Annotated in this window: 19 protein-coding genes and 1 tRNA gene; all 20 read left to right on the top strand. The window is 56.3% G+C overall.

The genetic code is table 11. From position 1 onward, the window contains the following. The first annotated feature begins 145 nt into the window (after positions 1 to 145). The 20 genes from AC2T9U_RS08125 (at position 146) to AC2T9U_RS08030 (ending at position 21,128) form a co-directional block, all read left to right on the top strand. Positions 146 to 325, top strand: coding sequence for a hypothetical protein (locus tag AC2T9U_RS08125; RefSeq protein WP_147279164.1), 180 nt, complete (start codon positions 146 to 148; stop codon positions 323 to 325). Between the two features lie 17 nt (positions 326 to 342). After that, positions 343 to 921 (top strand): nicotinate-nucleotide adenylyltransferase, encoded by a 579-nt coding sequence (gene nadD, locus AC2T9U_RS08120; protein ID WP_084440958.1) that lies wholly within the window; start codon positions 343 to 345, stop codon positions 919 to 921. Next, positions 918 to 1,298 (top strand): ribosome silencing factor, encoded by a 381-nt coding sequence (rsfS, locus tag AC2T9U_RS08115; RefSeq protein ID WP_115029638.1) that lies wholly within the window; start codon positions 918 to 920, stop codon positions 1,296 to 1,298. Before nadD ends, rsfS begins: the two co-directional genes overlap by 4 nt. 46 nt (positions 1,299 to 1,344) lie before the next feature. Next, the gene (locus AC2T9U_RS08110; RefSeq protein ID WP_493695768.1) at positions 1,345 to 1,983 is read left to right on the top strand and encodes a histidine phosphatase family protein; all 639 of its coding nucleotides are present in this window, start codon (positions 1,345 to 1,347) and stop codon (positions 1,981 to 1,983) included. A 50-nt stretch (positions 1,984 to 2,033) separates the two neighbouring features. After that, positions 2,034 to 2,106 (top strand) — tRNA-Ala (locus AC2T9U_RS08105). A 667-nt stretch (positions 2,107 to 2,773) separates the two neighbouring features. Continuing rightward, on the top strand, positions 2,774 to 3,205 hold the full coding sequence (gene mraZ, locus AC2T9U_RS08100) for a division/cell wall cluster transcriptional repressor MraZ (RefSeq protein ID WP_115029642.1): 432 nt from the start codon (positions 2,774 to 2,776) through the stop codon (positions 3,203 to 3,205). Between the two features lie 448 nt (positions 3,206 to 3,653). Continuing rightward, on the top strand, positions 3,654 to 4,700 hold the full coding sequence (gene rsmH, locus AC2T9U_RS08095) for a 16S rRNA (cytosine(1402)-N(4))-methyltransferase RsmH (RefSeq protein ID WP_493695767.1): 1,047 nt from the start codon (positions 3,654 to 3,656) through the stop codon (positions 4,698 to 4,700). Continuing rightward, positions 4,697 to 5,305 (top strand): cell division protein FtsL, encoded by a 609-nt coding sequence (gene ftsL / locus AC2T9U_RS08090; protein ID WP_493695766.1) that lies wholly within the window; start codon positions 4,697 to 4,699, stop codon positions 5,303 to 5,305. Before rsmH ends, ftsL begins: the two co-directional genes overlap by 4 nt. A 9-nt stretch (positions 5,306 to 5,314) precedes the next feature. Next, entirely contained in the window at positions 5,315 to 7,471 is a 2,157-nt protein-coding gene (locus AC2T9U_RS08085; protein ID WP_493695765.1) for a peptidoglycan D,D-transpeptidase FtsI family protein, read from the top strand. 10 nt (positions 7,472 to 7,481) lie between these two features. Continuing rightward, positions 7,482 to 9,140 carry a UDP-N-acetylmuramoyl-L-alanyl-D-glutamate--2,6-diaminopimelate ligase gene (locus AC2T9U_RS08080; RefSeq protein WP_493695764.1) on the top strand — a complete coding sequence of 553 codons (1,659 nt, stop codon included), beginning with the start codon at positions 7,482 to 7,484 and terminating at the stop codon, positions 9,138 to 9,140. After that, entirely contained in the window at positions 9,137 to 10,567 is a 1,431-nt protein-coding gene (locus AC2T9U_RS08075) for a UDP-N-acetylmuramoyl-tripeptide--D-alanyl-D-alanine ligase (protein ID WP_493695763.1), read from the top strand. The genes AC2T9U_RS08080 and AC2T9U_RS08075 overlap by 4 nt, the downstream gene beginning before the upstream one ends. Then, positions 10,564 to 11,658 carry a phospho-N-acetylmuramoyl-pentapeptide-transferase gene (gene mraY, locus AC2T9U_RS08070; protein ID WP_208302525.1) on the top strand — a complete coding sequence of 365 codons (1,095 nt, stop codon included), beginning with the start codon at positions 10,564 to 10,566 and terminating at the stop codon, positions 11,656 to 11,658. Before AC2T9U_RS08075 ends, mraY begins: the two co-directional genes overlap by 4 nt. A 14-nt stretch (positions 11,659 to 11,672) precedes the next feature. Then, positions 11,673 to 13,265, top strand: coding sequence for a UDP-N-acetylmuramoyl-L-alanine--D-glutamate ligase (murD, locus tag AC2T9U_RS08065; protein WP_493695762.1), 1,593 nt, complete (start codon positions 11,673 to 11,675; stop codon positions 13,263 to 13,265). Positions 13,266 to 13,390: 125 nt separating this feature from the next. After that, positions 13,391 to 14,518: a putative lipid II flippase FtsW gene (gene ftsW, locus AC2T9U_RS08060; RefSeq protein ID WP_493695761.1), complete on the top strand. Its 1,128-nt coding sequence runs from the start codon at positions 13,391 to 13,393 to the stop codon at positions 14,516 to 14,518. Then, positions 14,515 to 15,639, top strand: coding sequence for an undecaprenyldiphospho-muramoylpentapeptide beta-N-acetylglucosaminyltransferase (gene murG / locus AC2T9U_RS08055; RefSeq protein ID WP_258553084.1), 1,125 nt, complete (start codon positions 14,515 to 14,517; stop codon positions 15,637 to 15,639). Before ftsW ends, murG begins: the two co-directional genes overlap by 4 nt. Continuing rightward, a complete protein-coding gene (gene murC / locus AC2T9U_RS08050; protein ID WP_493695760.1) occupies positions 15,636 to 17,072 on the top strand; it encodes a UDP-N-acetylmuramate--L-alanine ligase in 1,437 nt (478 codons plus the stop codon). The genes murG and murC overlap by 4 nt, the downstream gene beginning before the upstream one ends. A 9-nt stretch (positions 17,073 to 17,081) precedes the next feature. Continuing rightward, positions 17,082 to 17,864 carry a cell division protein FtsQ/DivIB gene (locus AC2T9U_RS08045; RefSeq protein WP_493695759.1) on the top strand — a complete coding sequence of 261 codons (783 nt, stop codon included), beginning with the start codon at positions 17,082 to 17,084 and terminating at the stop codon, positions 17,862 to 17,864. 365 nt (positions 17,865 to 18,229) lie between these two features. Further along, on the top strand, positions 18,230 to 19,504 hold the full coding sequence (gene ftsZ, locus AC2T9U_RS08040; RefSeq protein WP_115029661.1) for a cell division protein FtsZ: 1,275 nt from the start codon (positions 18,230 to 18,232) through the stop codon (positions 19,502 to 19,504). Between the two features lie 97 nt (positions 19,505 to 19,601). Then, the gene (locus tag AC2T9U_RS08035) at positions 19,602 to 20,348 is read left to right on the top strand and encodes a purine nucleoside phosphorylase YfiH/LACC1 family protein (RefSeq protein ID WP_493695758.1); all 747 of its coding nucleotides are present in this window, start codon (positions 19,602 to 19,604) and stop codon (positions 20,346 to 20,348) included. Between the two features lie 9 nt (positions 20,349 to 20,357). Further along, complete coding sequence (locus tag AC2T9U_RS08030) at positions 20,358 to 21,128, top strand: YggS family pyridoxal phosphate-dependent enzyme (RefSeq protein WP_258553085.1); 771 nt, start codon at positions 20,358 to 20,360, stop codon at positions 21,126 to 21,128. The last annotated feature ends 65 nt before the right edge of the window (positions 21,129 to 21,193 follow it).

The raw sequence follows: 21,193 nt of genomic DNA, 5'->3' as shown, positions 1-21,193 counted from the left end.
TGGGCGTGGTGGGTTGTGAGGTGGTTGGGTGTTGTGTCTTGCTAGAGGTGCTGCGCGGGCAGCGAGCACGGGTACGCTGGATCACATGTCCACTCACGTTTTTAGTCTTGCGGCTCACGCGCCTCACGTCGTGAATCATTTGCCAATGCCTGCTTGGGTTTTCGGTGCGATTGCTTTGGCCGTAGGTGTCCTTTTGCTTGTTTTTACGTGGATGTTCCGTCACTCGGCGCAGGCCATGATTGAGGGGCGGGATATCCATGGCGGTGCTAGCCATGGTCATGTATCTCAGGAGCATGGATCCGCCGAGGCTGGGGGATCCCACTGACGCACAGGGTAGGCGTGATGGGGGGAACGTTTGATCCGATCCATCATGGCCATCTTGTTGCGGCAAGTGAGGTTCAACACCGTTTTGGTTTGGATGAGGTGGTGTTCGTTCCTACTGGGCATCCGTGGCAGAAAAGCGGTCGGAAAGTTTCGCCTGCTGAGCACAGGTATCTCATGACGGTGATTGCGACCGCTTCAAACCCCCGTTTTACTGTCAGCCGCGTCGATATTGATCGACCAGGGTTGACGTACACGATCGATACGTTGCGGGATTTACATGAAGAGCGCCCGGAGTCGGAGCTGTTTTTTATCACGGGAGCGGATGCATTGAAACGCATTCTGTCCTGGAAAGATGTTGACGAATTGTGGTCGTTGGCTCATTTCGTGGGGGTGACCCGTCCCGGGCATGAGCTGACATCAGAGGGTTTGCCCAGTGAAGGGTTGAGCTTGGCGGAGATCCCAGCGATGGCGATTTCGTCGAGTGATTGCCGTGAGCGTGTCGCGGCGGGACAGCCGGTTTGGTATTTGGTGCCAGACGGGGTGGTCCAATACATCGCTAAACATTGTTTGTATCTAGATGGGCAGGAGACCCAGTGACGGTTGTCGCACCAATTAAGGAACTAGTCGATGTGGCTGCTTTAGCCGCTGATGAGAAAAACGCAGAAAACATCGTTGCGTTGGATGTGACTGGCCGATTCGCGCTGGCTGATGCATTTGTGCTCGTTTCCGCTGAATCTGAGCGCCAAGTGCAGGCGGTGGCTGAAAACATTCAAGACCGTCTGCGGGAAGTTGGTGCTAAGCCGATCCTTATGGAGGGGTTTGCTGGCGGGCGTTGGGTGCTCATGGACTTTGACGGAGTGATTGTGCATGTGCAACACACCGAAGAGCGTGAGTTTTATCAGTTAGAGCGTCTCTGGAAGGACAGCCCTGCGCTTGAGTTGCCGGAGTTTCCTACGGCTGCGCAGTTGTCGTGACGTGTAGGTCCAGGGGGTGCGTGGTAGCAAGGTGGGGTGATTGATAGTGACGCGTCGTTTGCTGGTGATGCGGCATGGGGTTACTGCGCACAATCGTGATCGGGTGGTGCAGGGGCATTTGGATATTCCTTTGTCTGATGAGGGGCGCGCCCAAGCCAGGCAGGCAGCAGGTTTTGTGGCGGGTTTTTCTCCTGAGTTCATTCTTTCTTCGGATCTTTCTCGTGCCGCTGAGACTGCTGAGCAGGTCGCGGCGGTTCTCGGGGTTTGTGTTGAGTTGGATTCGCGGTTGCGTGAATCTCACAGTGGTATGTGGCAGGGCAAGCGAGTTACGGAGCTGGAGCCTTGTCCGGACTGGGCCACCTTTGCTGTCTCGGATAAGCGTGGTGGTCCGACGGGGGAGTCGGTGCTTGATGTGGTGGAACGCGTTCGGCCTTTGTTGGCTGAAGTGGATGCGCGGTTATCAGCTGGGGGAGTCGGGCTTTTGGTAACTCATGGGGTGACTGCGCGCGCTTTGGTTGCCGAGCAGGTGGGGCTGGATCAAGCGGTTGCGTGGCGGATGCTCGGTGGTTTGCAGAACTGTGCTTTGGCTGAGTTGGAGGACTCTGATCGGGGATGGCGGGTACGTTCGTGGAACGTTCTCCCTAGCCAGGCTGCCGATTTGGGTTTAAACCCGGAGTATGGCTAGTATTAAAGGGTCGCCGCGGGAACGGGGCGAAAGTATTACTAATGTAGTACGGGGCTATGGCGCAGTTGGTAGCGCGCTTCCATGGCATGGAAGAGGTCTGGGGTTCGAATCCCCATAGCTCCACTTAAATAAAAAGGATTGGGCCCACCTATTAGGTGGGCCCAATCCTTTTTATTTTCTTCAGGGTGTTCTCTCCTCTCTTTCGTGATGGCTCGTGTGCTTCTGAAATGTGAGGTGTCGCCGAAATTGAGGGCATGTGGGCGTGAGTGACTTCATGCGAGTGCCTCATGACTTGGGTGTCCATAAAGCGCTAGAAGCCGTTGAATCATTGAATTTTGAGCGCCCGGCAGGGGTGTCGGCGTGTCGCTCGTGTACATGCTTAATGCGCTCCACTTCTCCCCACATGCGCATTTCGCCCCCATCACCACATGGTTTGTGTTCATAAATGACCTGAGTCACATTTATTTGGATCCATGGCCCTGAACTGCGCTTTTGTTCCGATTGAAGGTGATATTCAGTGTTGTGAGGGTGGTTTTCTCTTAGGTGTAGATAGGTGGTTGCGCCTAGGGGGGAGGTTGATGACAGAGGTGGCTCAGGTTGAGTGTATGTACTTGCTGACGTGCGTTTTTAGCGGCTAATTGAAACTGGGTACGTTCCCTTCGCGCTGCGGGAGGAGTGAAGTGGAGTAAAGTGGAGGGCGCTGGAGGGGAAGGTCCGGCAAACCATAAGGTCCACGAAGATGCCCCATCAGAGGTGGCGTCGATCCCGCGGAGGGAAGGGGTGTTGCGAGATGTTTCTCGGTACTCACAACCCCCGTCTCGATGAAAAAGGGCGCTTGATCCTTCCCGCCAAATACCGGGAACGTCTGGCCCCCGGGCTGGTCGTGACGCGCGGACAGGAGCACTGCCTCTACATCTTTCCGATGGATGAATTCGTCCGTGTGGCCGATGGTTTGCGTTCTGCTCCCATGACCAGCAAAGCCGCGCGTGATTACATGCGGGTCTTTTTGTCTGGTGCATCAGATGAAATACCGGACAAACAAGGTCGCTTCACGATTCCACCTGCGTTGCGTCAATATGCCGGACTCAACAAAGAGCTCACCGTCATTGGTGCTGGCTCTCGCCTTGAAGTCTGGGACAGCACAGCGTGGGAGGAGTATCTCGCGGCATCCGAGGAATCTTTCGCGGCTCAGGCCGAGGAGGTGGTTCCTGGCCTCTTCTGAGGTGTCGGATCTGTCCATGTCCGTTTAGCGGGAGTTTGACCACACTGCTGTGGCTTTTCGCCCGCCCGATGCTCGGGATGCTTTGCCCCCTGCCGGTCGACTTCCCTCCGCTCAGTTTTTGCTCCGACGTACTTCCCCGGCGCCGGAACAAGAATGAATCCGCAGGCCTACCCAGCTAGTTGGATTCGTCAAGAGTCAGGCCACCCAACCTGACTAAGAAGCGGTGGGGGATCCGCCGGCACGGTGCAGTCGAGCAGTCATTACCTCAACGGCACAATGCAGTTCACGTATGTGAGCAAAGTTTGTCGAAGCGGAACCTTGCTAGTGACACGCTCGTTGCATTTCGCACCGGAAGTGAATATGCGTTAACTAAGTGTGTGTAGCCACACGCTGCAGACCGACCCCGTCACCACGGCGGGACACGCCTCGAACAGACAAAGGAGGGACGATGCGTCACGAAGACCCCGCATCGCTCCACCGTCCCGTGATGCTCCATCGCGTCACCGAAATTCTTCTACCAGCCCTCACTGGTCCAGAAGCTGCCGAAGGCACACCCGTGCACGTAGACGGCACCTGTGGAATGGGCGGACACATCGAAGCCATCCTCGAGGCCTGCCCCAACGCCATCGCCATCGGCATCGACCGCGACACCGAAGCCCTCGAACTAGCAAGCTGCAGACTTGCTCGCTTCGGTGACCGGTTCCGGCCCTTCCATGCCACCTACGACGAAATCAGTGACGTCATCACCGATGCCGGTTTTTCCCACGTCAACTCCATCCTCCTGGATCTGGGAGTTTCTTCCCTTCAACTCGATGCCGATGACCGTGGCTTTGCCTACCGTGTCGATGCACCTCTAGACATGCGCATGGACCAAACAACAGGCCCTACCGCAGCCGACCTGATCAACACCCTCAGTGCAGACGAACTCACCCGCATCCTGCGCGAATACGGCGAAGAACGGTTCGCTGGACGCATCGCTCGCCGCATTGTCCAAGCCCGCACCGACCAGCTTTTCACCACCTCAGCCAGACTCACCCAACTTATTGACCAAGCCATCCCTGCGGCATCTAGCCGCACTGGCGGACACCCAGCAAAACGCACGTTCCAAGCCCTGCGCATTGCAGTCAATGCTGAACTCGACTCTTTAGCTGGTGCCCTTCCAGAAAGCCTGCGCGTACTCAAACTTCGAGGTCGAGCAGCGGTGCTCTCCTACCACTCCCTTGAAGACAGAATGGTCAAAAGAGTTTTCACTGCTGCAGCGACCAGCTCTGCACCTCCGGGACTACCCGTCGAACTACCTGAACACGCCCCCACTCACCAACTCCTCACTCGCGGCGCTGAAGAGCCTGATAGTCAAGCCATCGCAGAGAACTCTCGAGCCGCCTCAGCACGCCTTCGCGCAGCTTGCCGAATCCGTGAAGGAAACCGCCCACAAACAGTTTCCGCACAAACAGCTTTCCCCACTCAACGCCGCTCGAAAGGACGCCACCGATGAGCCAGCAACCACTGACTTCTCGGCCTGTCCGCCGCGCTACCCCACGCCCCACCACACCCCAGCGGCCGCCTCTGCGTGTCGTCGCGCCCACCCCACGACGAGTCGGACGCATTCCCTTCATCGTCTTCTGCAGCATCCTCATGACACTGGGACTCGGTGCGCTCCTGGCTCTTAACCTCTCCCTCGTCGCAGGAGCCTACGAACTCCACGACGTCACCGAGCAAGTAGAAGCACTACGCGCACAAGAATCTGAACTCATCGAAAAAGTTGCCCTCCGATCCACCCCCTCGGAACTGGCAACCCGAGCCAAAGAACTCGGCATGGTCACTGGCGGGACCCCTGCCTACCTCAAACTCAAAGATGGATCTGTCGTCGGTAACCCAACACCCGCCCCTTCTGGAGCACCCAACCGTCAAATACCCCCATCCCCAAACTCCTCACCCACAAGCGACAACAGCCCTAACCCCAACCCCAATACCGCAGAACCCAGCCAAACACCTGGCACGCAAAACAGTGGCAATGACCCCAGCACATTTCCTGAGGCCAATACCTCCGACGTTGCCCCAGCGCCGCTGACCAATGACGCACCAACCAACACACAATGAGGTGAGGACGTGAGCAACGGACCCAGCAACAAAAAGCCGCCACGCCGCACCCCTCGCCCCACCACGCCCCAGGGCAAACGCAAGCACCCGCATCGCCCAGCAAATCCCAATCAGAACCGAAAAAACCAAACAAAGAAACCCAGCGCACCCCCGAGCCCCACTAAACCCACCGCGCCCTCACCAGCGGGCCCGGATACACCCCAAAACACCAATCCAGCACGTCCTCCACAAGGACCAGGCGAAACAACAAAAGCCACTAAAAAACGCACAGCTGGTGACCCCAGACGCCGCAGCAGAGCCATGTTCATCGCTCTGCTCTTCATCTTCACTGTTTTCGCTGCCCAACTAGTGCGACTCCAAGCCATCGACGCTGAAACCATCGCTCAACAAGCCCAAAGGCTCCGTTCTCGACCCACCCCAATCCCCGCCAAACGCGGCACCATCCAAGACCGCTACGGAGCACCCCTAGCTGAATCCAGCGAACGCTTCGACATCGTCGTTGACCAAGTTGCCGTAGCCGAATACACCAAAAAAGATCCCAATACGAAAAAAAGCACCAAAGTTGGTGCTGCCGGTGCCGCAGCGGACCTAGCCCCCATCCTTGGCATTGACGAAAAACAACTCGCCACCAGCATGACCGGACGAAAACCATGGGTACCCATCGCCCGATCCGTGGTTCCCACTACCTGGCTCAAAGTGCAAGGCCTCAAAATCCCCGGCATCACTAACGAACTTGTTCCCATCCGCTATTACCCCGGTGGAGAGCCCGCAGCCGCCACCGTCGGATGGGTCGGATCTGATGGCACTGCCAAAGGAAACACCGGTGGCGGACTCGAATACCTCTACAACCAAGCCCTCACCGGCCGTCCAGGAAAAATCGTTCGCGAATACTCTCTCGATAACCGCGTCATCCCCATGGGCAACTCAAAAATCACCCCGGCCGTACCCGGCGAAGTCATTCGCACCACTATTGATAACGACCTCAACTGGTTTGCCCACGACGCCATCGCCAAACAAGTACAAGACCTCGGTGCCGAAGCCGGAGTCATCGTCATCATGGATAAACAAGGACGACTACTCGCCGTCACCCAAGCGCCCTCCTTCGACCCAGCAGACCGCGGTCGCAACAACTCAGACTTCTCCAACATGGCTTTCCAAGGCGCCTTCGAACCTGGGTCAGTCACCAAAATCATCACTGCCGGAGCAGCTCTCGACCTTGGACTCACTACTCCCACCACCCAGTGGGAAATCCCCAACCGTTACACCGTCGACGGCCAAGAATTCCGTGACTCACACGACCACCCCACCGAACACCTCACCACAGCAGGTGTTCTCGCTAAATCCAGCAACATCGGCACCGTCAAACTTGCTCAGCTCTATCCCCGCGAAAAACTCGCCGAGTATATGCAACGTTTCGGACTAGGTGAACGCACTGCTGTCGGATTCCCCGGCGAATCTGCCGGCTACCTCGGGGACCCCAGCACGTGGGACGGTCGAAGCCGCTACACCATTTCCTTCGGTCAAGCCTTCACCGCTACCCCAGTGCAAGTCACCGGAATCATGCAAACCATCGCTAACAAGGGAATCCATATTCCTCCCTCCCTCATTGCTGGCCGCACTGACGTCGAAGGTCAATACCACCCCCAACCACTGCCACAACAGACTCAAGCGGTTTCTAAAGAGACCGCCAGCCAGCTTGGTTCCATGCTCCAATCCGTCGTTTCTAACGAAGGAACCGCGCTACAAGCGGCTGTCCCAGGCTTCAACATCGCAGGAAAAACTGGAACCTCTAACCGCTACACAGGTAAAGGAGGATACGTCTCCTCATTTGTCGGATACGCACCCGCCGACGATCCGCAATTCGTCATGGGTGTTTTTCTCGTCAACCCGAAAAAAGACATCTACGGCGGTTCCACCTCAGGCCCAGTTTTCTCCTCAGTCATGTCACATGCCCTCCAGAAATACGGAATCGCTCCCAGCGGCGCCAAAATCGCTGAATTCCCACTTACCTTCAATCCCTCCCAGGCGACTCCTACTCCACAAAGCGCACCCGCCGGCGATAACAAACCTCAAGCAGTGCCGCCCAACACCCCAGAAACAAAAACTGGACTCCAACCACCTGCCGTGTCACCTACGGACAACACCTCCACGGCCAGACGCAGGTAGTGTCCTGCACGTGGTGATCACAGTGAACCGGCCAGAACATGTATCAGGCACATCGATCGCGCAGATCGTCGATCTCATCCGGGGTACCGGCGTCGACGTCAAATTACGCGGTGCAATAACCGAAACCGATAAACTCCTTACCGGAGCCACCCTTGATAGCCGCGAAGTGCAACCCGGTGACCTCTACGCTGCGCTTCCTGGAGCCAATGTGCATGGGGCGCAGTTCGCACAGGCAGCAGTGGCATCGGGTGCTCAAGCAATCCTTACCGACCCCCACGGTGCCGAACTAAGTGCTAACTGCAACACCACGCTCATTGTGGTTCCGGATCCACGAGCCGTTCTAGGTGCAGTATCAGCAGCTATTTATAACAACCCCACCGCTCACCTAGGCATGGTCGGTATTACCGGAACTAACGGCAAAACCACTACTGCCTACCTTGTCGAATCTGCATGGAGGGCGCTCGGGCGCACCACCGGACTCATCGGCACCATCGAAACCCGTATTGCAGGTAGCGTCCTGCGCAGCTCACACACCACACCTGAATCCCCCAAACTCCAGGGTGTTTTGGCACTCATGCGAGAGCACGAAGTCAGTCACTGCGTGATGGAAGTAAGCAGCCACGCCCTGTCACTGCACCGCGCTGACGCTATCCGCTTCGACACCGCAGTTTTCACAAACCTCTCTCAAGATCACCTCGACTTCCACGAGTCCATGGAGGACTACTTCCAAGCCAAAGCCAGCCTCTTTACCCCTGAGCACGCTGCGACGGGAGTCATCTGCATCGATGACGCTTGGGGACGTCGCCTCGCCCAGCAATCGACCATTCCCACCATCACACTTGCCACCCCGTCTTTCAGCGACAGCACCCGCGCGACAACTGACCAAACATCACCAGCTGCTGAAGACACGCCAACCCCGGACTGGCGCCTAGTCACTACTGGAGACAAAGCAGATACCGCATTCGAACTTGTTCGTGAAGGTACTCACGCCGGTCCAGGAAGACTTCGGCTCAACAGTGCGCTGCCTGGTGAGCACAACCGCGTCAACACAGCACTTGCTGCACTTGTCTTGCTCGCTTCAGGGCTTCCCGTCAACGAGATCGAACGAGCCATGGGGGCCCGACCTCGTGTTCCTGGACGTATGGAGAATGTTCCTCTTCGCACACCGACATTGAGCAGTACAGAGAATGCGCTCGCCCCAGAGGCTTATGTTGACTTCGCGCATACGCCCGACGCCATTACTGCCACTCTTACTGCCCTGCGCGCTCGAGCCGACCAGCGGGGAGGTAACCTCGTTGCAGTCATTGGGGCAGGTGGCGACCGCGATGCGGGGAAACGCCCGCTTATGGGAGCCGCTGCTGCAGCCCTGGCTGATGTTGTTGTCGTCACCGATGACAATCCACGTTGCGAAGACCCAGCTCTTATCCGATCTGCCGTCACCGCGGGCACTCATAATGCTTCGCACACCACTGTGCTGGAACAAGCAGGTCGTGCAGAAGGAATCGCAGCTGCAATCAGGCACCTCGAACCTCAAGGAATCCTTGCAGTGCTTGGCAAGGGCCACGAAAGCACCCAAACAATCGGGACGGAAACCATTCCTTTCGATGACCGCGAAGCCATTGCGGCAGCGTGGGCCTCACATCTGGGATCGGATCAGGAGGATCGATGATTCCACTTACTTTAGGCAAGATCGCTTGCATCACTTCAGGACGTCTGAGCTCTCCTGAAGCAGCTGACATCCTCGTGAAGGGGGCAGTAGTCACCGATTCGCGCGCTGCTGAGGAAGGGTCGCTTTACATTGCTCGAATTGGTGAGCATGCAGATGGACATGCCTATGCAGCTTCTGCTGCAGACAATGGTGCTGTGGCTGCTCTAGTCACCACGCCTATCGAGGATCTTCCCTACGTTCAGGTTGACGACGTCCAGGATGCATTTGCAGCGCTGGCCTCTTTTCTCATCGAAACACAAGAGGCAACAGGTGAACTCACCGTAATCGGCGTCACTGGCTCAAGCGGAAAAACCACAACGAAAGATCTCATTGCGCATGTTCTGAGCTTCCAGGCAAACACAGTTGCCAACGTCGGTTCTTTAAATTCTGAAGTCGGTGTCCCGCTGACTGTGTGTCGGATTACGCCGCAAACCCGATACCTTGTGCTTGAAATGGGAGCTCGCGGTATTGGCCATGTCAACTACCTCACTACCATGACACACCCAAGCGTGGGCGTGGTCCTTAATGTGGGAAGCGCGCACATTGGTGAATTTGGATCTCGTGAAGCCATTGCACGCGCAAAATCTGAACTGCCTATGTCTTTGCCTAAGGGCGGGCTTGCCGTTCTGAACGCCGATGACGAGCTCGTCAGTGCGATGTCAGTAGCTGACCAAGCCAGCACTATTCATTTTGGCACGAGTGAAGGCAGCGATATCCGTGCGTCACACATCGTCGTCGGTGAGGATGGGTGCCCATCCTTCACACTGACTATCGATGAGGAGTCCATCCACGTTGACTTAGGCCTCATGGGGGACCATCAAGTTTGGAATGCTCTCGCCGCTGCTGCCGTTGCTACGTGGGCCGGGATGGACTTAAGCGAACTGAAGACAGCGTTGGAAACAGCTCGTCCAGCAAGCCGGTATCGCATGGAGCGTCATGATCGGCCCGATGGGGTCACCGTGATCAATGATGCTTACAATGCCAACCCTGAATCCATGTCTTCGGCCATCCGAACCCTTTCGGTAATGGCGGGACAGGGCGAAACACGCCGCCGCACATATGCCGTTTTGGGTGCAATGTTCGAGCTTGGTGATGAAGAAGAAGCTGAGCATCGAGCGGTCGGTCAATTGGCGGCTAGTTTGGGTATTGATGAAATCGTGGCGGTGGGTGAACGCTCTGGCGTCGAGGCTTATGTTGATGGTGCCAATAGCGAGATTCTGCCTGGTTCGCCGAATTTGCATATTCAGCACGTCGCTACTGTGGAAGCGGCACTTGAGAAGCTCGAGAGCATGCTCCAAAACGGAGATTTAGTTCTCGTCAAGTCGTCCCATGGTGCAGGTTTGTGGCGCCTTGGTGAGGATTTGGTGCGAGGGGGAGGAAACGCGTGAGACTCATCATTGTTGCAGCCGGGACAGCGCTCCTGGTTGCGTTGTTCGCCACCCCATGGTTCATCAAATTCTTAGTGAAAAAGCATTACGGCCAGTTTATTCGAGATGATGGCCCTACAAGTCACCACACCAAGCGCGGAACGCCCACGATGGGCGGTGTGGTCATCATTGTGGCCACTGTTCTTGGATATTTAATTGCCCATATTGTCACGATGCATCCGGTTTCTTCCAGCGGATTAGCAGTTTTGTTTCTCGTCGTTGGTATGGGGACAGTTGGTTTTCTTGACGATTACATTAAAATCAGTAAGGCGCGAAGTCTTGGTTTACGGGCATGGCAAAAACTCGTAGGTCAAACTTTGGTTGCCTCTGTTTTCGGTGCAGTCGTTATCATGTTTCCGAATGCAAATGGTATAACTCCCGGATCGACGGCCATATCTTTTGTTCGTGATACCGAATTCGACTTTCGTGAGCTGGGTGTCGGTGCCGCGATCGGCATCGTGCTTTACCTCATATGGGTGAACTTGATGGTTGCGGGAACTACGAATGCGGTGAACCTCACCGATGGTCTCGATGGGTTAGCTACAGGGGCTACAGCAGCAGTAGCCGCTTCTTACCTGCTCATTGGGCTGTGGCAGTTCAATCAGAACTGTTGGATGCCTGCACCATCGCCTAAGTGCTACCCCACCCCTGATCCGCTTGATCTAGCGATTGTCGCTGCTGCGCTTCTTGGTGCCTGTGTTGGTTTCTTGTGGTGGAATGCTTCTCCAGCTCGGATCTTTATGGGTGACACGGGATCTCTGGCTCTTGGTGGTGCTGTTGTGGGGCTTGCTATTACCTCACGCACACAGTTGTTGTCGGTCATTCTTTGTGGTCTGTTTGTGATCATCACTATGTCAGTGATTATCCAAGTTGCTTCTTTTAAGCTTCGTAAGAAGCGTGTTTTCCGCATGGCGCCTTTGCAACACCATTTTGAGCTTTTGGGTTGGGCTGAGGTAACTATCGTCATTCGGTTCTGGATTATTGCTTGCTTGTTCTGCGGTTTGGGTGTGGCTGCTTTCTACGCAGAATGGATGACCGGAGGGACGGTGTGAGCGTGACAGAAGGTATGAGCGGTTCATCGATCGAGAAAACAGTCCAAGCGTGTGAAAGCGGCGGATTTGTCACTACTTCGGTGGTGGGACTGGATCCTCGTCCTGGCCTTACTCACCGCGATGCGAATTGGGCTGGGCTGCGAGTACTCGTTGCGGGGCTAGGGGTCAGTGGATTTGCTGCTGCAGATGCGCTACTGGAGCGAGGAGCGCGCGTAACGGTGGTGGATGGTGCCCAGGCTCCTGCGGAGAGTGTTTTGGCTGAGAAAGCCAAAATTTTGCAGATCTTGGGTGCTGTAACCTTATTGGGTCAGGAAGGTCAGGCTGCGATTGGGGCACCGGAAACAGTCTCTGAGATTGATTTGGTTGTCACCTCGCCCGGGTGGAGGCCGGATAATTCCCTCCTTGTTCATGCTGCCCAGGCAGGCGTGCCGATTTGGGGAGAAGTGGAGCTGGCTTGGCGTATGCGGCCAGCGGAGAACCCTGCGCCATGGTTATGCGTCACTGGAACTAATGGAAAAACCACGGCTGTCACAATGGTTGCTTCTATTCTCTCTGCCGCGGGATTGAGATCGGTCGCGGCAGGGAACGTGGGAACGCCTCTTCTTGAAGCGGTTTTGCATCCAGATCCGTATCAAGTGATAGCGGTGGAGCTGTCGAGTTTTCAACTGCATTGGCAGCGTTCGATTTCTCCTGCTGCATCGGTTTGTTTGAACGTTGCGCCTGATCATGTCGATTGGCACGGGTCGATGGAGGCCTACGCGGCAGATAAGGGAAGAATTTACGAAAACACGCAGATCGCGTGCATTTACAACGGGGCGGACCCTGTCACAGAGCAGCTCGTTCGAGATGCGGATGTTATCGAGGGGTGCCGAGCAGTGGGGTTCACCCTAGGTATGCCTGGGCTATCGATGTTGGGCGTAGTCGAGGATGTGTTGGCTGATCGAGCTTTTGTCGAGGACCGAGCTAATTCGGCAGCTGAAATCGGAACTTTGACTGATCTGTCGCGGGGATCGCTGCCGCCAGCGCCACATTTTGTTGCTAACGCATTGGCTGCAGCAGCTTTAACTCGGGCGATTGGTGTTCCTGCTCCAGTTGTGCAGGCTGGTCTGCGCAAGTATGAAGTAGAGAAACATCGCATCGCGGAGGTTGCAGTCGTTGATGGAGTTACGTTCATTGATGACAGTAAGGCAACAAATCCGCATGCGGCTGCTGCGTCTTTGGGGTCTTTTGCGAGTGTGGTGTGGGTTGCAGGTGGATTGCTTAAAGGCGCTGACGTCGATGAGCTGGTGCGGACCAGAGCTGATCGGTTGCGAGGTGTGGTTTTGCTGGGGCGTGACCGAGCGATTCTGGCGGATGCATTGGAACGCTATGCGCCCTGCGTTCCCGTGATTGATGTGGGTGACGAGGCGGCTCCGGAAAGTTCGGAGCTGATTATGGAACGCATTGTTCGTGAAGCCTCGGCTTTAGCGCAGCAAGGGGATGTTGTCTTGTTGGCCCCTGCGGCGGCATCAATGGATATGTTCCTTAATTACGGTGCTCGCGGGGATGCTTTTGCTGAGGCTGTTAGACGTTTCGCTGGTGACACGTGTGCCGGGGAGTCTGAGTAGCCATGAGTAAACAGCTGCGTGACCGAGAGCGAGTCATCGGTGAGCGAGAGCGTGAGAGGCCGTCATTGTGGGATCGACTGGAATCTCCGCTGTCGACGTATTACTTGTTGCTCACGGCGACTGGCATGCTTCTCATCATCGGTTTGGTGATGGTTTTGTCGGCAAGTTCTGTCACGCAGCTGAATAACAATAAATCTCCCTTTAATCTTTTTTTCCGCCAAGGTGTTTTCGCTGTGGTGGGAGTAGGGGCAGCATGTGTGACAGCACGATTGCCTGTGCGCTTTTGGAAACGTATTGGATTGCCCCTTCTTTTTGTTTCTGTTTGTTTGCAGATGCTGGTCTTTACGCCACTGGGGCATACGGTAAACGGTAACCGGAACTGGGTTAGTATTGCTGGAGTTCAGTTACAGCCGTCTGAAATTGGCAAAGTTGCTCTCATCTTGTTTTCTGCTGCAGTTTTAGCGAAAAAGAAAAAACTGCTGGGCGACTGGCGCCATGTGGTTATTCCAGTCTTTATGCCGGCCGCTTTTGTTGTGGTTGGTTTAGTGCTGCTTGGTCGTGATTTAGGTACAGCGCTAGTTCTATTTGCTGTGCTGGCTGGAATTCTGTGGGTTCTCGGTATTTCGTGGAAGTTTTTTGCGATTTCGGCAGGAGTTGGTGCTGTCGGAGTTCTGGCTTTGGTGGTTGGGTCGAGTAACCGAACTGAACGTATTAATGCTTGGCTGAGTTGCACGAACGTTTTGCAGTGCTGGCAGTCGAGGCACGGGCAGTTTGCGCTGGCTGACGGAGGGTTGTCAGGTCTTGGGTTGGGTGGGTCTCGGGAGAAATGGCTATGGCTCCCAGAGCCGCATAATGATTTTATTTTCGCGATTGTAGGAGAAGAGCTAGGAATTGCTGGCACATTAATGATTCTTCTCCTCTTTGGTGCTTTGGCGTTGGGGTGCTATCGCTTGATTCGTCACAGTGATGACATGTTTGTTCGATTGGTGACGGCTGGTGTTATGAGCTGGATTTTGGTGCAAGCTGTCATCAATATTGGTTCAGTAATCGGGTTATTGCCGATTATTGGTGTCCCTCTTCCTTTAGTGAGTTATGGCGGTTCTGCCTTGGTCACTACTTTGGGCGCGTTGGGGATTCTTATTTCTTTTGCAAGAAATGAGCCAGCCGCTCGTCGGGCATTGCAGGCACGTCCTCGCGTGCTTATTCGTACTCTTGCGGCTGTTCCGCGCAGACATGGAGGTCCTCGTCGATGAATATGGGTAGTGAGTCAGTAAAGATGCCAGCTTCGGTTCTATTAGCTGGGGGTGGCTCGGCGGGACATGTGTCGCCTTTGTTGGCGACGGCGGATGCGTTGCGGCGACGTGACCCACACGTGCGAATTACGGCTTTGGGCACGCGTGAAGGGTTGGAGGCGCGTTTAGTTCCTGCTCGTGGCTATGATTTGGCTTTTGTTCCCAAGGTTGCTTTTCCACGGCGTCCTAATCGCGCGGCTTTGAAATTTCCAGGGAAGCTAGTGGAAGAAATTCGTGCCGCCGATCGGGCAATCCTTGATACGGAAGCTGAGGTTGTGGTGGGATTCGGTGGCTACGTGTCTACCCCTGCATACTTGGCGGCTAAACGCCGGGGCGTGCCGATTGTTGTTCACGAAGGTAATGCGCGGCCAGGGCTAGCGAATAAAGCTGGTTCGCGGATGACGGAGTTCGTGGCGACTACGTTCAGCTCAACGAGTCTTCCAAATGCTCGGTATATCGGGATGCCAATGCGGGCAGAAATTACACGGTTGGATCGTGCTGCGTTGCGGGATGAGGCTTTGGCTCATTTTGGCTTGCGCGGGGATGCGCCGGTGCTTTTGGTGACGGGTGGGTCATTAGGAGCCAAGCGGTTGAATGATGCTTTCTCTGCTTCTGTGCGGGATCTGCAGGAGGCGGGAGTACAGGTGTTGCATTTGGCTGGTGGCGGTAAGGGGTTTGAGCCTGATCTGCGGGTGGATGGGCCGGCTTATCGAGTTCTTGAGTATGCAGATCGTATCGAGCTAGCTTATGCGGCAGCGGATCTGGTTGTTTGCCGTTCAGGTGCGAATACGGTTTGTGAGTTGACGGCGGTGGGGCTGCCTGCCATTTTCGTTCCTTTGCCGATTGGAAATGGGGAGCAAAGAATCAACGCTGATGACGTGGTTGCCGTCGGTGGGGCTTTGCTGGTTGATGATGCTCAAGTCTGTCGTGAATGGGTTACCGGGACAGTTATTCCTTTGATGCGTGACCGTGAGCGGCTCTCTTTGATGGCTGATGCATCGGCGCGTGTAGGGGTCCGCACGGCTGATGATCAGCTGGTGGACATGATTATTGCTGCTGGAGCGAAGGGTGCTGTTCGATGAGGCCGACGCGTTTTGATGTCACGGGTGAAGTTTTGCCGGTTGCTGAGTTGGGGCGTACCCATGTGCTGGCTGTGGGTGGCGCGGGGATGTCTGCGGTGGCGCGCCTGCTGTGTGCAGCGGGTTTGTCGGTGAGCGGATCTGATGCCAAAGATTCTGCGGTTCTCGATGGTTTGCGTCAGGCAGGTGTTGACGTACATGTCGGGCATGATGTTGCTCACCTGGAAGGTGTTGAAACGGTAGTGGTTTCCTCTGCTATTCGTGACGACAACGTGGAGCTGGTGGCGGCTCGTGAGCGTGGTTTGCGTGTCTTGCATCGCTCGATGGCGTTGGCGAGTGTGGCGAAGGATGTTCGCCGCGTTGCGATTGCAGGTGCGAATGGGAAAACCACGACTACAGCGATGACTGCAACGTTGTTGCGTGATGCAGGTGTGGATCCCTCTTTCGCCGTTGGCGGTGATTTGGTGGCGACGGGGTCAAATGCAGAGCTGGGCGCTGGTGATGTTTTTGTTGTGGAGGCTGATGAGTCGGATGGGTCGTTCCTCGCTTATCGGCCTGACGTGGCGGTGGTGACGAATGTGCAGCCGGACCATCTGGATTTTTACGGCACGTTTGAGGCGGTTCAGGATGCATATCTGGAATTCGTGATGTCGATGCGTCCGGGGGGGCTGCTGGTTACGTGTGCTGATGATGAAGGCGCTTTGCGCCTGGCCGAGCGAGCCGGTCTGGCCGGTATTCGGGTGGTCACGTACGGGCAGTCTGCCGATGCTGACGTCCGTGTTGAAGCAGTCGAGTTTGTGGGCATGATGAGTCGGGCACGTGTGCGTATGCCTGATGGGGGAGCGTTTGCGCTTGAACTGCCGTTGCCGGGTTTGCACAACGTGTTAGATGCGGTGGCCGCATTGACGGCCGCCACAGTAGGGCTTGGAGTGTCGCCTGAGGCCGGGGTGGCCGGATTGGCCGGTTATGGAGGTGTGCGGCGGCGCTTTGAAATTAAGGGTTCGTCGGGGGATGTCACAGTTATTGATGACTATGCGCATAACCCCGGCAAGGTTCGAGCTTTGGTGCAGACAGCGCGCGAATTGGTGGGTTCTGGGCGGCTGGTTGTGCTTTTTCAGCCGCATTTGTATTCGCGTACTAGAGATTTTGCTGAGCAGTTTGCTCAGGGGCTGGCCCCTGCTGATGAAGTGTTTGTTTTGGATGTCTATGGGGCTCGGGAAGAGCCGATGCCTGGGGTGAGTGGGCGTTTAATCACAGAGCATCTTTCTGCTTTGCCAGGGCGGCGAGGAGTGCACTTCGTGGCGTGTTTGTCTGATGCGGCGTCGGTTGTGGCGGATCATGTGCGGGAAGGTGATGTGGTTTTGACTGTGGGTGCTGGTGATGTGACCACGGTTGGCCCTGCGTTGCTGACGTGTTTAGCTGACCGTTCTGTGTGAGGTGGTGTGGTGCGTTCTCGATCACGGGCTAAGGACGCGGGGGCGCGAGGATCCGGGCAGGCGGCGGCGAAGCCGAAGGTGACTCCGCATAAACGTTTTGTGCAGCGGGCGCGTCGTGTGCGGTTGCGGGTGTGGCGTCTTGTGGCCTGGCTTTTGCTTGTGGCGGGGGTCGCTGGGGGTGTTTATTGGCTGTTGACGCAAAGTGACTGGTTTCGTGTGGATCAGGTGACCATTGGAGGGGCGTCGGCGCATCGGGAGACGATTATTCGGGACCGGACGCAGTCTCTTTTGGGTCAACCTCTGGTTGAGGTTGACCTTGTGGAGGCGCGTGATGCAGTGGATCAGGTGCATTTGTTCTCTGCTGTGAGGGTGCGGCGTGCCTGGCCAAATGGAGTGCATGTGGAGGTTTCCGAGCGGACACCGGTGGCTGCTGCTGCTTTGCCTTCGGGAGCATATCGATTGATTGATAAAGCTGGAGTTGGGTATGAGAGTGTGCCTGCGCCTCCCGCTGGTGTTCTTCCAGTCAAAATTGCTAATCCGCGTGACTCTAGGTCGCTTGCCACTGCCGCTGCGGTGGGAACTTCTATGCCTGCTGGTTTGGTTGCCAGGGTGAAGAACTTCGAGGTAGATGGTAGTGCGCGTGGCTCATTTGAACTCTCTGGGGTTCGAGTGATGTGGGGTGACTCTTCAGAGGGGCGCGTCAAGGCTGCTGTATTGGAGCCGCTGATGCGGCGGGGAAAGATCTCAACCTTGGATTTGTCGGCTCCGTTGAGTCCTGTAACGACGCGGTGATAAGGATCGTTTCTTCCGCGAGTTCCCTACGGATCAACTGGAGGTCGAGACATCCCGGCGTGTTAGGAATGCGTAGACAAGGCGTATAACTCACGTAGGATGGTGTGGAGGTCAAGAGCGACCGCTCGAGAACTCAGACGGTCCGTCTGTCAAGATGTATTGCATCTGAAACCCGTTGATGTCGTGGATAGGTCTTCCTGAAGTGGCAGCATCGTTGTCAGAAGAGGGATCGCCCCGGGGAGTCGACCGGTATGGGAATCAGGCGATCGGGAATACCTCCTCAACATTGACTTGAAGTCGAGGGTTTTACTGAAGGTGAAATCACTCGCCACATCGTTAACATCTCCGTCTCGAAAGGCCCCCCAGTGGCAGCTCCACAGAACTACCTGGCCGTCATCAAGGTCGTCGGTATCGGCGGGGGCGGTGTCAATGCGGTCAACCGGATGATCGAGGTCGGCCTCAAGGGTGTCGAGTTCATTGCGATCAACACTGACGCGCAGGCGCTGCTCATGAGTGACGCCGACTTGAAGCTGGATGTCGGTCGTGAACTTACTCGTGGCTTGGGCGCTGGCGCCGACCCTGAGGTCGGTAAGAAAGCGGCTGAGGATCATGCCGAGGAGATCGAAGAGGCGCTTCGTGGCGCCGATATGGTCTTCGTTACCGCCGGTGAGGGTGGCGGTACCGGTACCGGTGGCGCGCCCGTTGTCGCGCGAATCGCTAAAGGCTTGGGTGCGTTGACCATTGGTGTGGTCACGCGTCCATTCACGTTTGAAGGCCGCCGTCGAGCCAACCAGGCTGAGTCGGGTATTGGTGCTCTTCGTGAAGAAGTTGACACGCTCATCGTTATTCCTAATGACCGTTTGCTGTCTATTAGTGACCGCGCGGTTTCCATGCTTGATGCGTTCCGCAGCGCAGACCAGGTGTTGCTTTCCGGTGTGCAGGGCATCACCGATCTCATCACCACGCCTGGTCTGATCAACCTTGACTTCGCTGATGTGAAGTCTGTTATGCAAGGTGCTGGCAGTGCTCTTATGGGTATTGGGTCGGCACGTGGTGATGATCGTGCAGTGCAAGCTGCTGAGCTTGCTATTTCCAGTCCGTTGCTGGAGGCAAGCATTGATGGTGCACATGGTGTGCTGTTGTCTATTCAGGGTGGCAGTGATCTTGGATTGTTTGAGATCAATGAGGCTGCTCGTTTGGTTCAGGAAGCAGCTCACCCCGAAGCGAACATTATCTTCGGTGCGGTCATTGATGATGCTCTTGGTGACGAGGTGCGGGTGACGGTTATTGCGGCGGGTTTTGATGGGGGGACTCCCCAGCCCCGCCGTGAGCAGCAGTCGCAGGGGTCTTCTGCACAGCAGGGGCAGCAGGCTCCTCCGCGTTCTGCGCCGCGTCCTGCTCAGCAGGTGGCTCCGCAGGCGGAACGACCTATGGTGCCTAGTCAGCCGCAGGCGGCCGCGGCTTCTGCTGGACGTCCGGGGCAGGTTCAGCCTCAGCCGATCAGTCCGCGTCCTGCCCCTGCGCAGCCGGAGGCTGAGCAGGAAGCTCCTGCTGAAACGCATCGTGAGGCAGTGCGTCCTCCACGAACGGTTACGTTCGATGAGGGTGATGATCTGGATGTTCCAGATTTCCTTAAGTGATGTAGTTCATTGACCGCGAAGAAGCGCTCCCTTGAGGGAGCGCTTCTTCGCATATTTCGAGGGTGATGTTGTGTTGTATGCGTGTGGAGTTCTTCCGATGGATCATCGCCTCGGTGATGATGAGCATCGAGTTGCGTGGGGGTTCACAGATGCGGGAGGGCATTTACCGGAGTCTGGTCTGGAGGGGCCGGCATATGGTGAGTTCAACGTGGGGGGGCATGTTGGTGATGACCTGGCGCGTGTGATGGCTAATCGTGTAGCCCTGGCACGTGAGATGGGGGCGGGGCCTGGTGGGGTGGTGTTCATGAATCAAGTGCATGGAAATGATGTTGCGGTGGTAGATGGGCCGTGGGGACAGAGGCCTGTCGCAGATGTAGATGCGTTGGTGACAACGCGTCCGGGGCTGGGATTGGGGGTTTTGGTGGCGGACTGTGTACCGGTTGTTTTCGCTGATGTGCGTGCTGGTGTGGTGGGTGTTGCGCATGCTGGGCGTCGAGGCATGTTGTCTGGTGTGGCTACGCGTACGGTGACTGTGATGCGTGAGTTGGGTGCGGAGCGGGTTGTGGCCTGGATTGGTCCCTCGATTTGTGGTGAGTGTTATGAGGTGCCTGTTGAGTTGGCGAGGGAGGCTGAGTTGGTTCGTCCGGGGGTGCGGTCGCGGACTCGCTGGGGTAGCGCGGGTATTGATGTGGCTGCCGGGGTGGAGATGGAGTTGAGGGCGGCTGAGGTTGAGGTGAATCGGATTTCAGGGTGCACGCTGGAGGATAGTTCTTTGTACTCGTTTCGGAGGCATAAGGTGACTGGGCGTTTTGCTGGGGTTGTGGTGCTTGATCCGGCAGTGTGAAGGGCTGTTGTGAGTAAGGCGGGTGCTATGGGTGAGGGGTTAGAGGGCACATTGGTGGAGCGTGAGTGTGAGTTGCGCAGGAACCTTGAGATGGTGCGTGGGCGGATTGAGTCTGCGTGCGTGCGTTCTGGTCGTTCTGTTGATTCTGTGCAGCTTGTTGTGGTGACGAAGTTTTTTCCTGCGACTGATGTGGCGGCGTTGGTTAGGTGTGGTGTGACTGACGTGGGGGAGAGTCGTGATCAGGAGGCTGTGGCCAAAGTTGGCGAAGTTGCCCGTTTGTGTGGTGAGATATCCCTGCCTCGTTGGCATTTCGTTGGTCAGGTGCAGTCGAAGAAAGCAGTTTCGATTGCGCGCTACGCGGATGTCGTGCAGTCAGTGGATCGGCCTAAGCTTGTGACGGCTTTGGCTGGTGCTGCGAGTCGAGCGGGGCGAAGGCTTGATGTGCTGCTGCAGGTGGACCTGCGTTCGTCTGAGGCGATCTCTGAAGATCCCGGGCGGGGTGGTGTTCCCCCAGCTGAGCTTGCTCGGTTGGCTGACTTTGTAATGCAGCACAAGGATTTGCGACTACGAGGCCTGATGAGCGTCGCTCCAAGAAACGTTGAACCCGCCGCCGCATTCGCGGAACTGTTCTGTGCGCGTGAGCGTTTCTTGTGTAATCACCCCAGTGCCACTTGGCTTTCCGCGGGGATGAGCGGCGATTTTGAAGAGGCTATCCAAGCGGGGGCCACGCATGTGCGTGTCGGTAGCGCAATCCTGGGGTCCCGGTCTACGTACGGGTAGTTTGAGGCGAAATCACGCATCGGGCTCCCCGGTGTGCCGCTGATTGATGTGAAAGTCAGTGGGGG

It is taken from the genome of Dermatophilus sp. B7861-1, assembly GCF_058996045.1.
The sequence above is the reverse complement of the archived record's forward strand: the minus strand, read 5'-3'. Positions and strand labels throughout refer to the sequence as shown.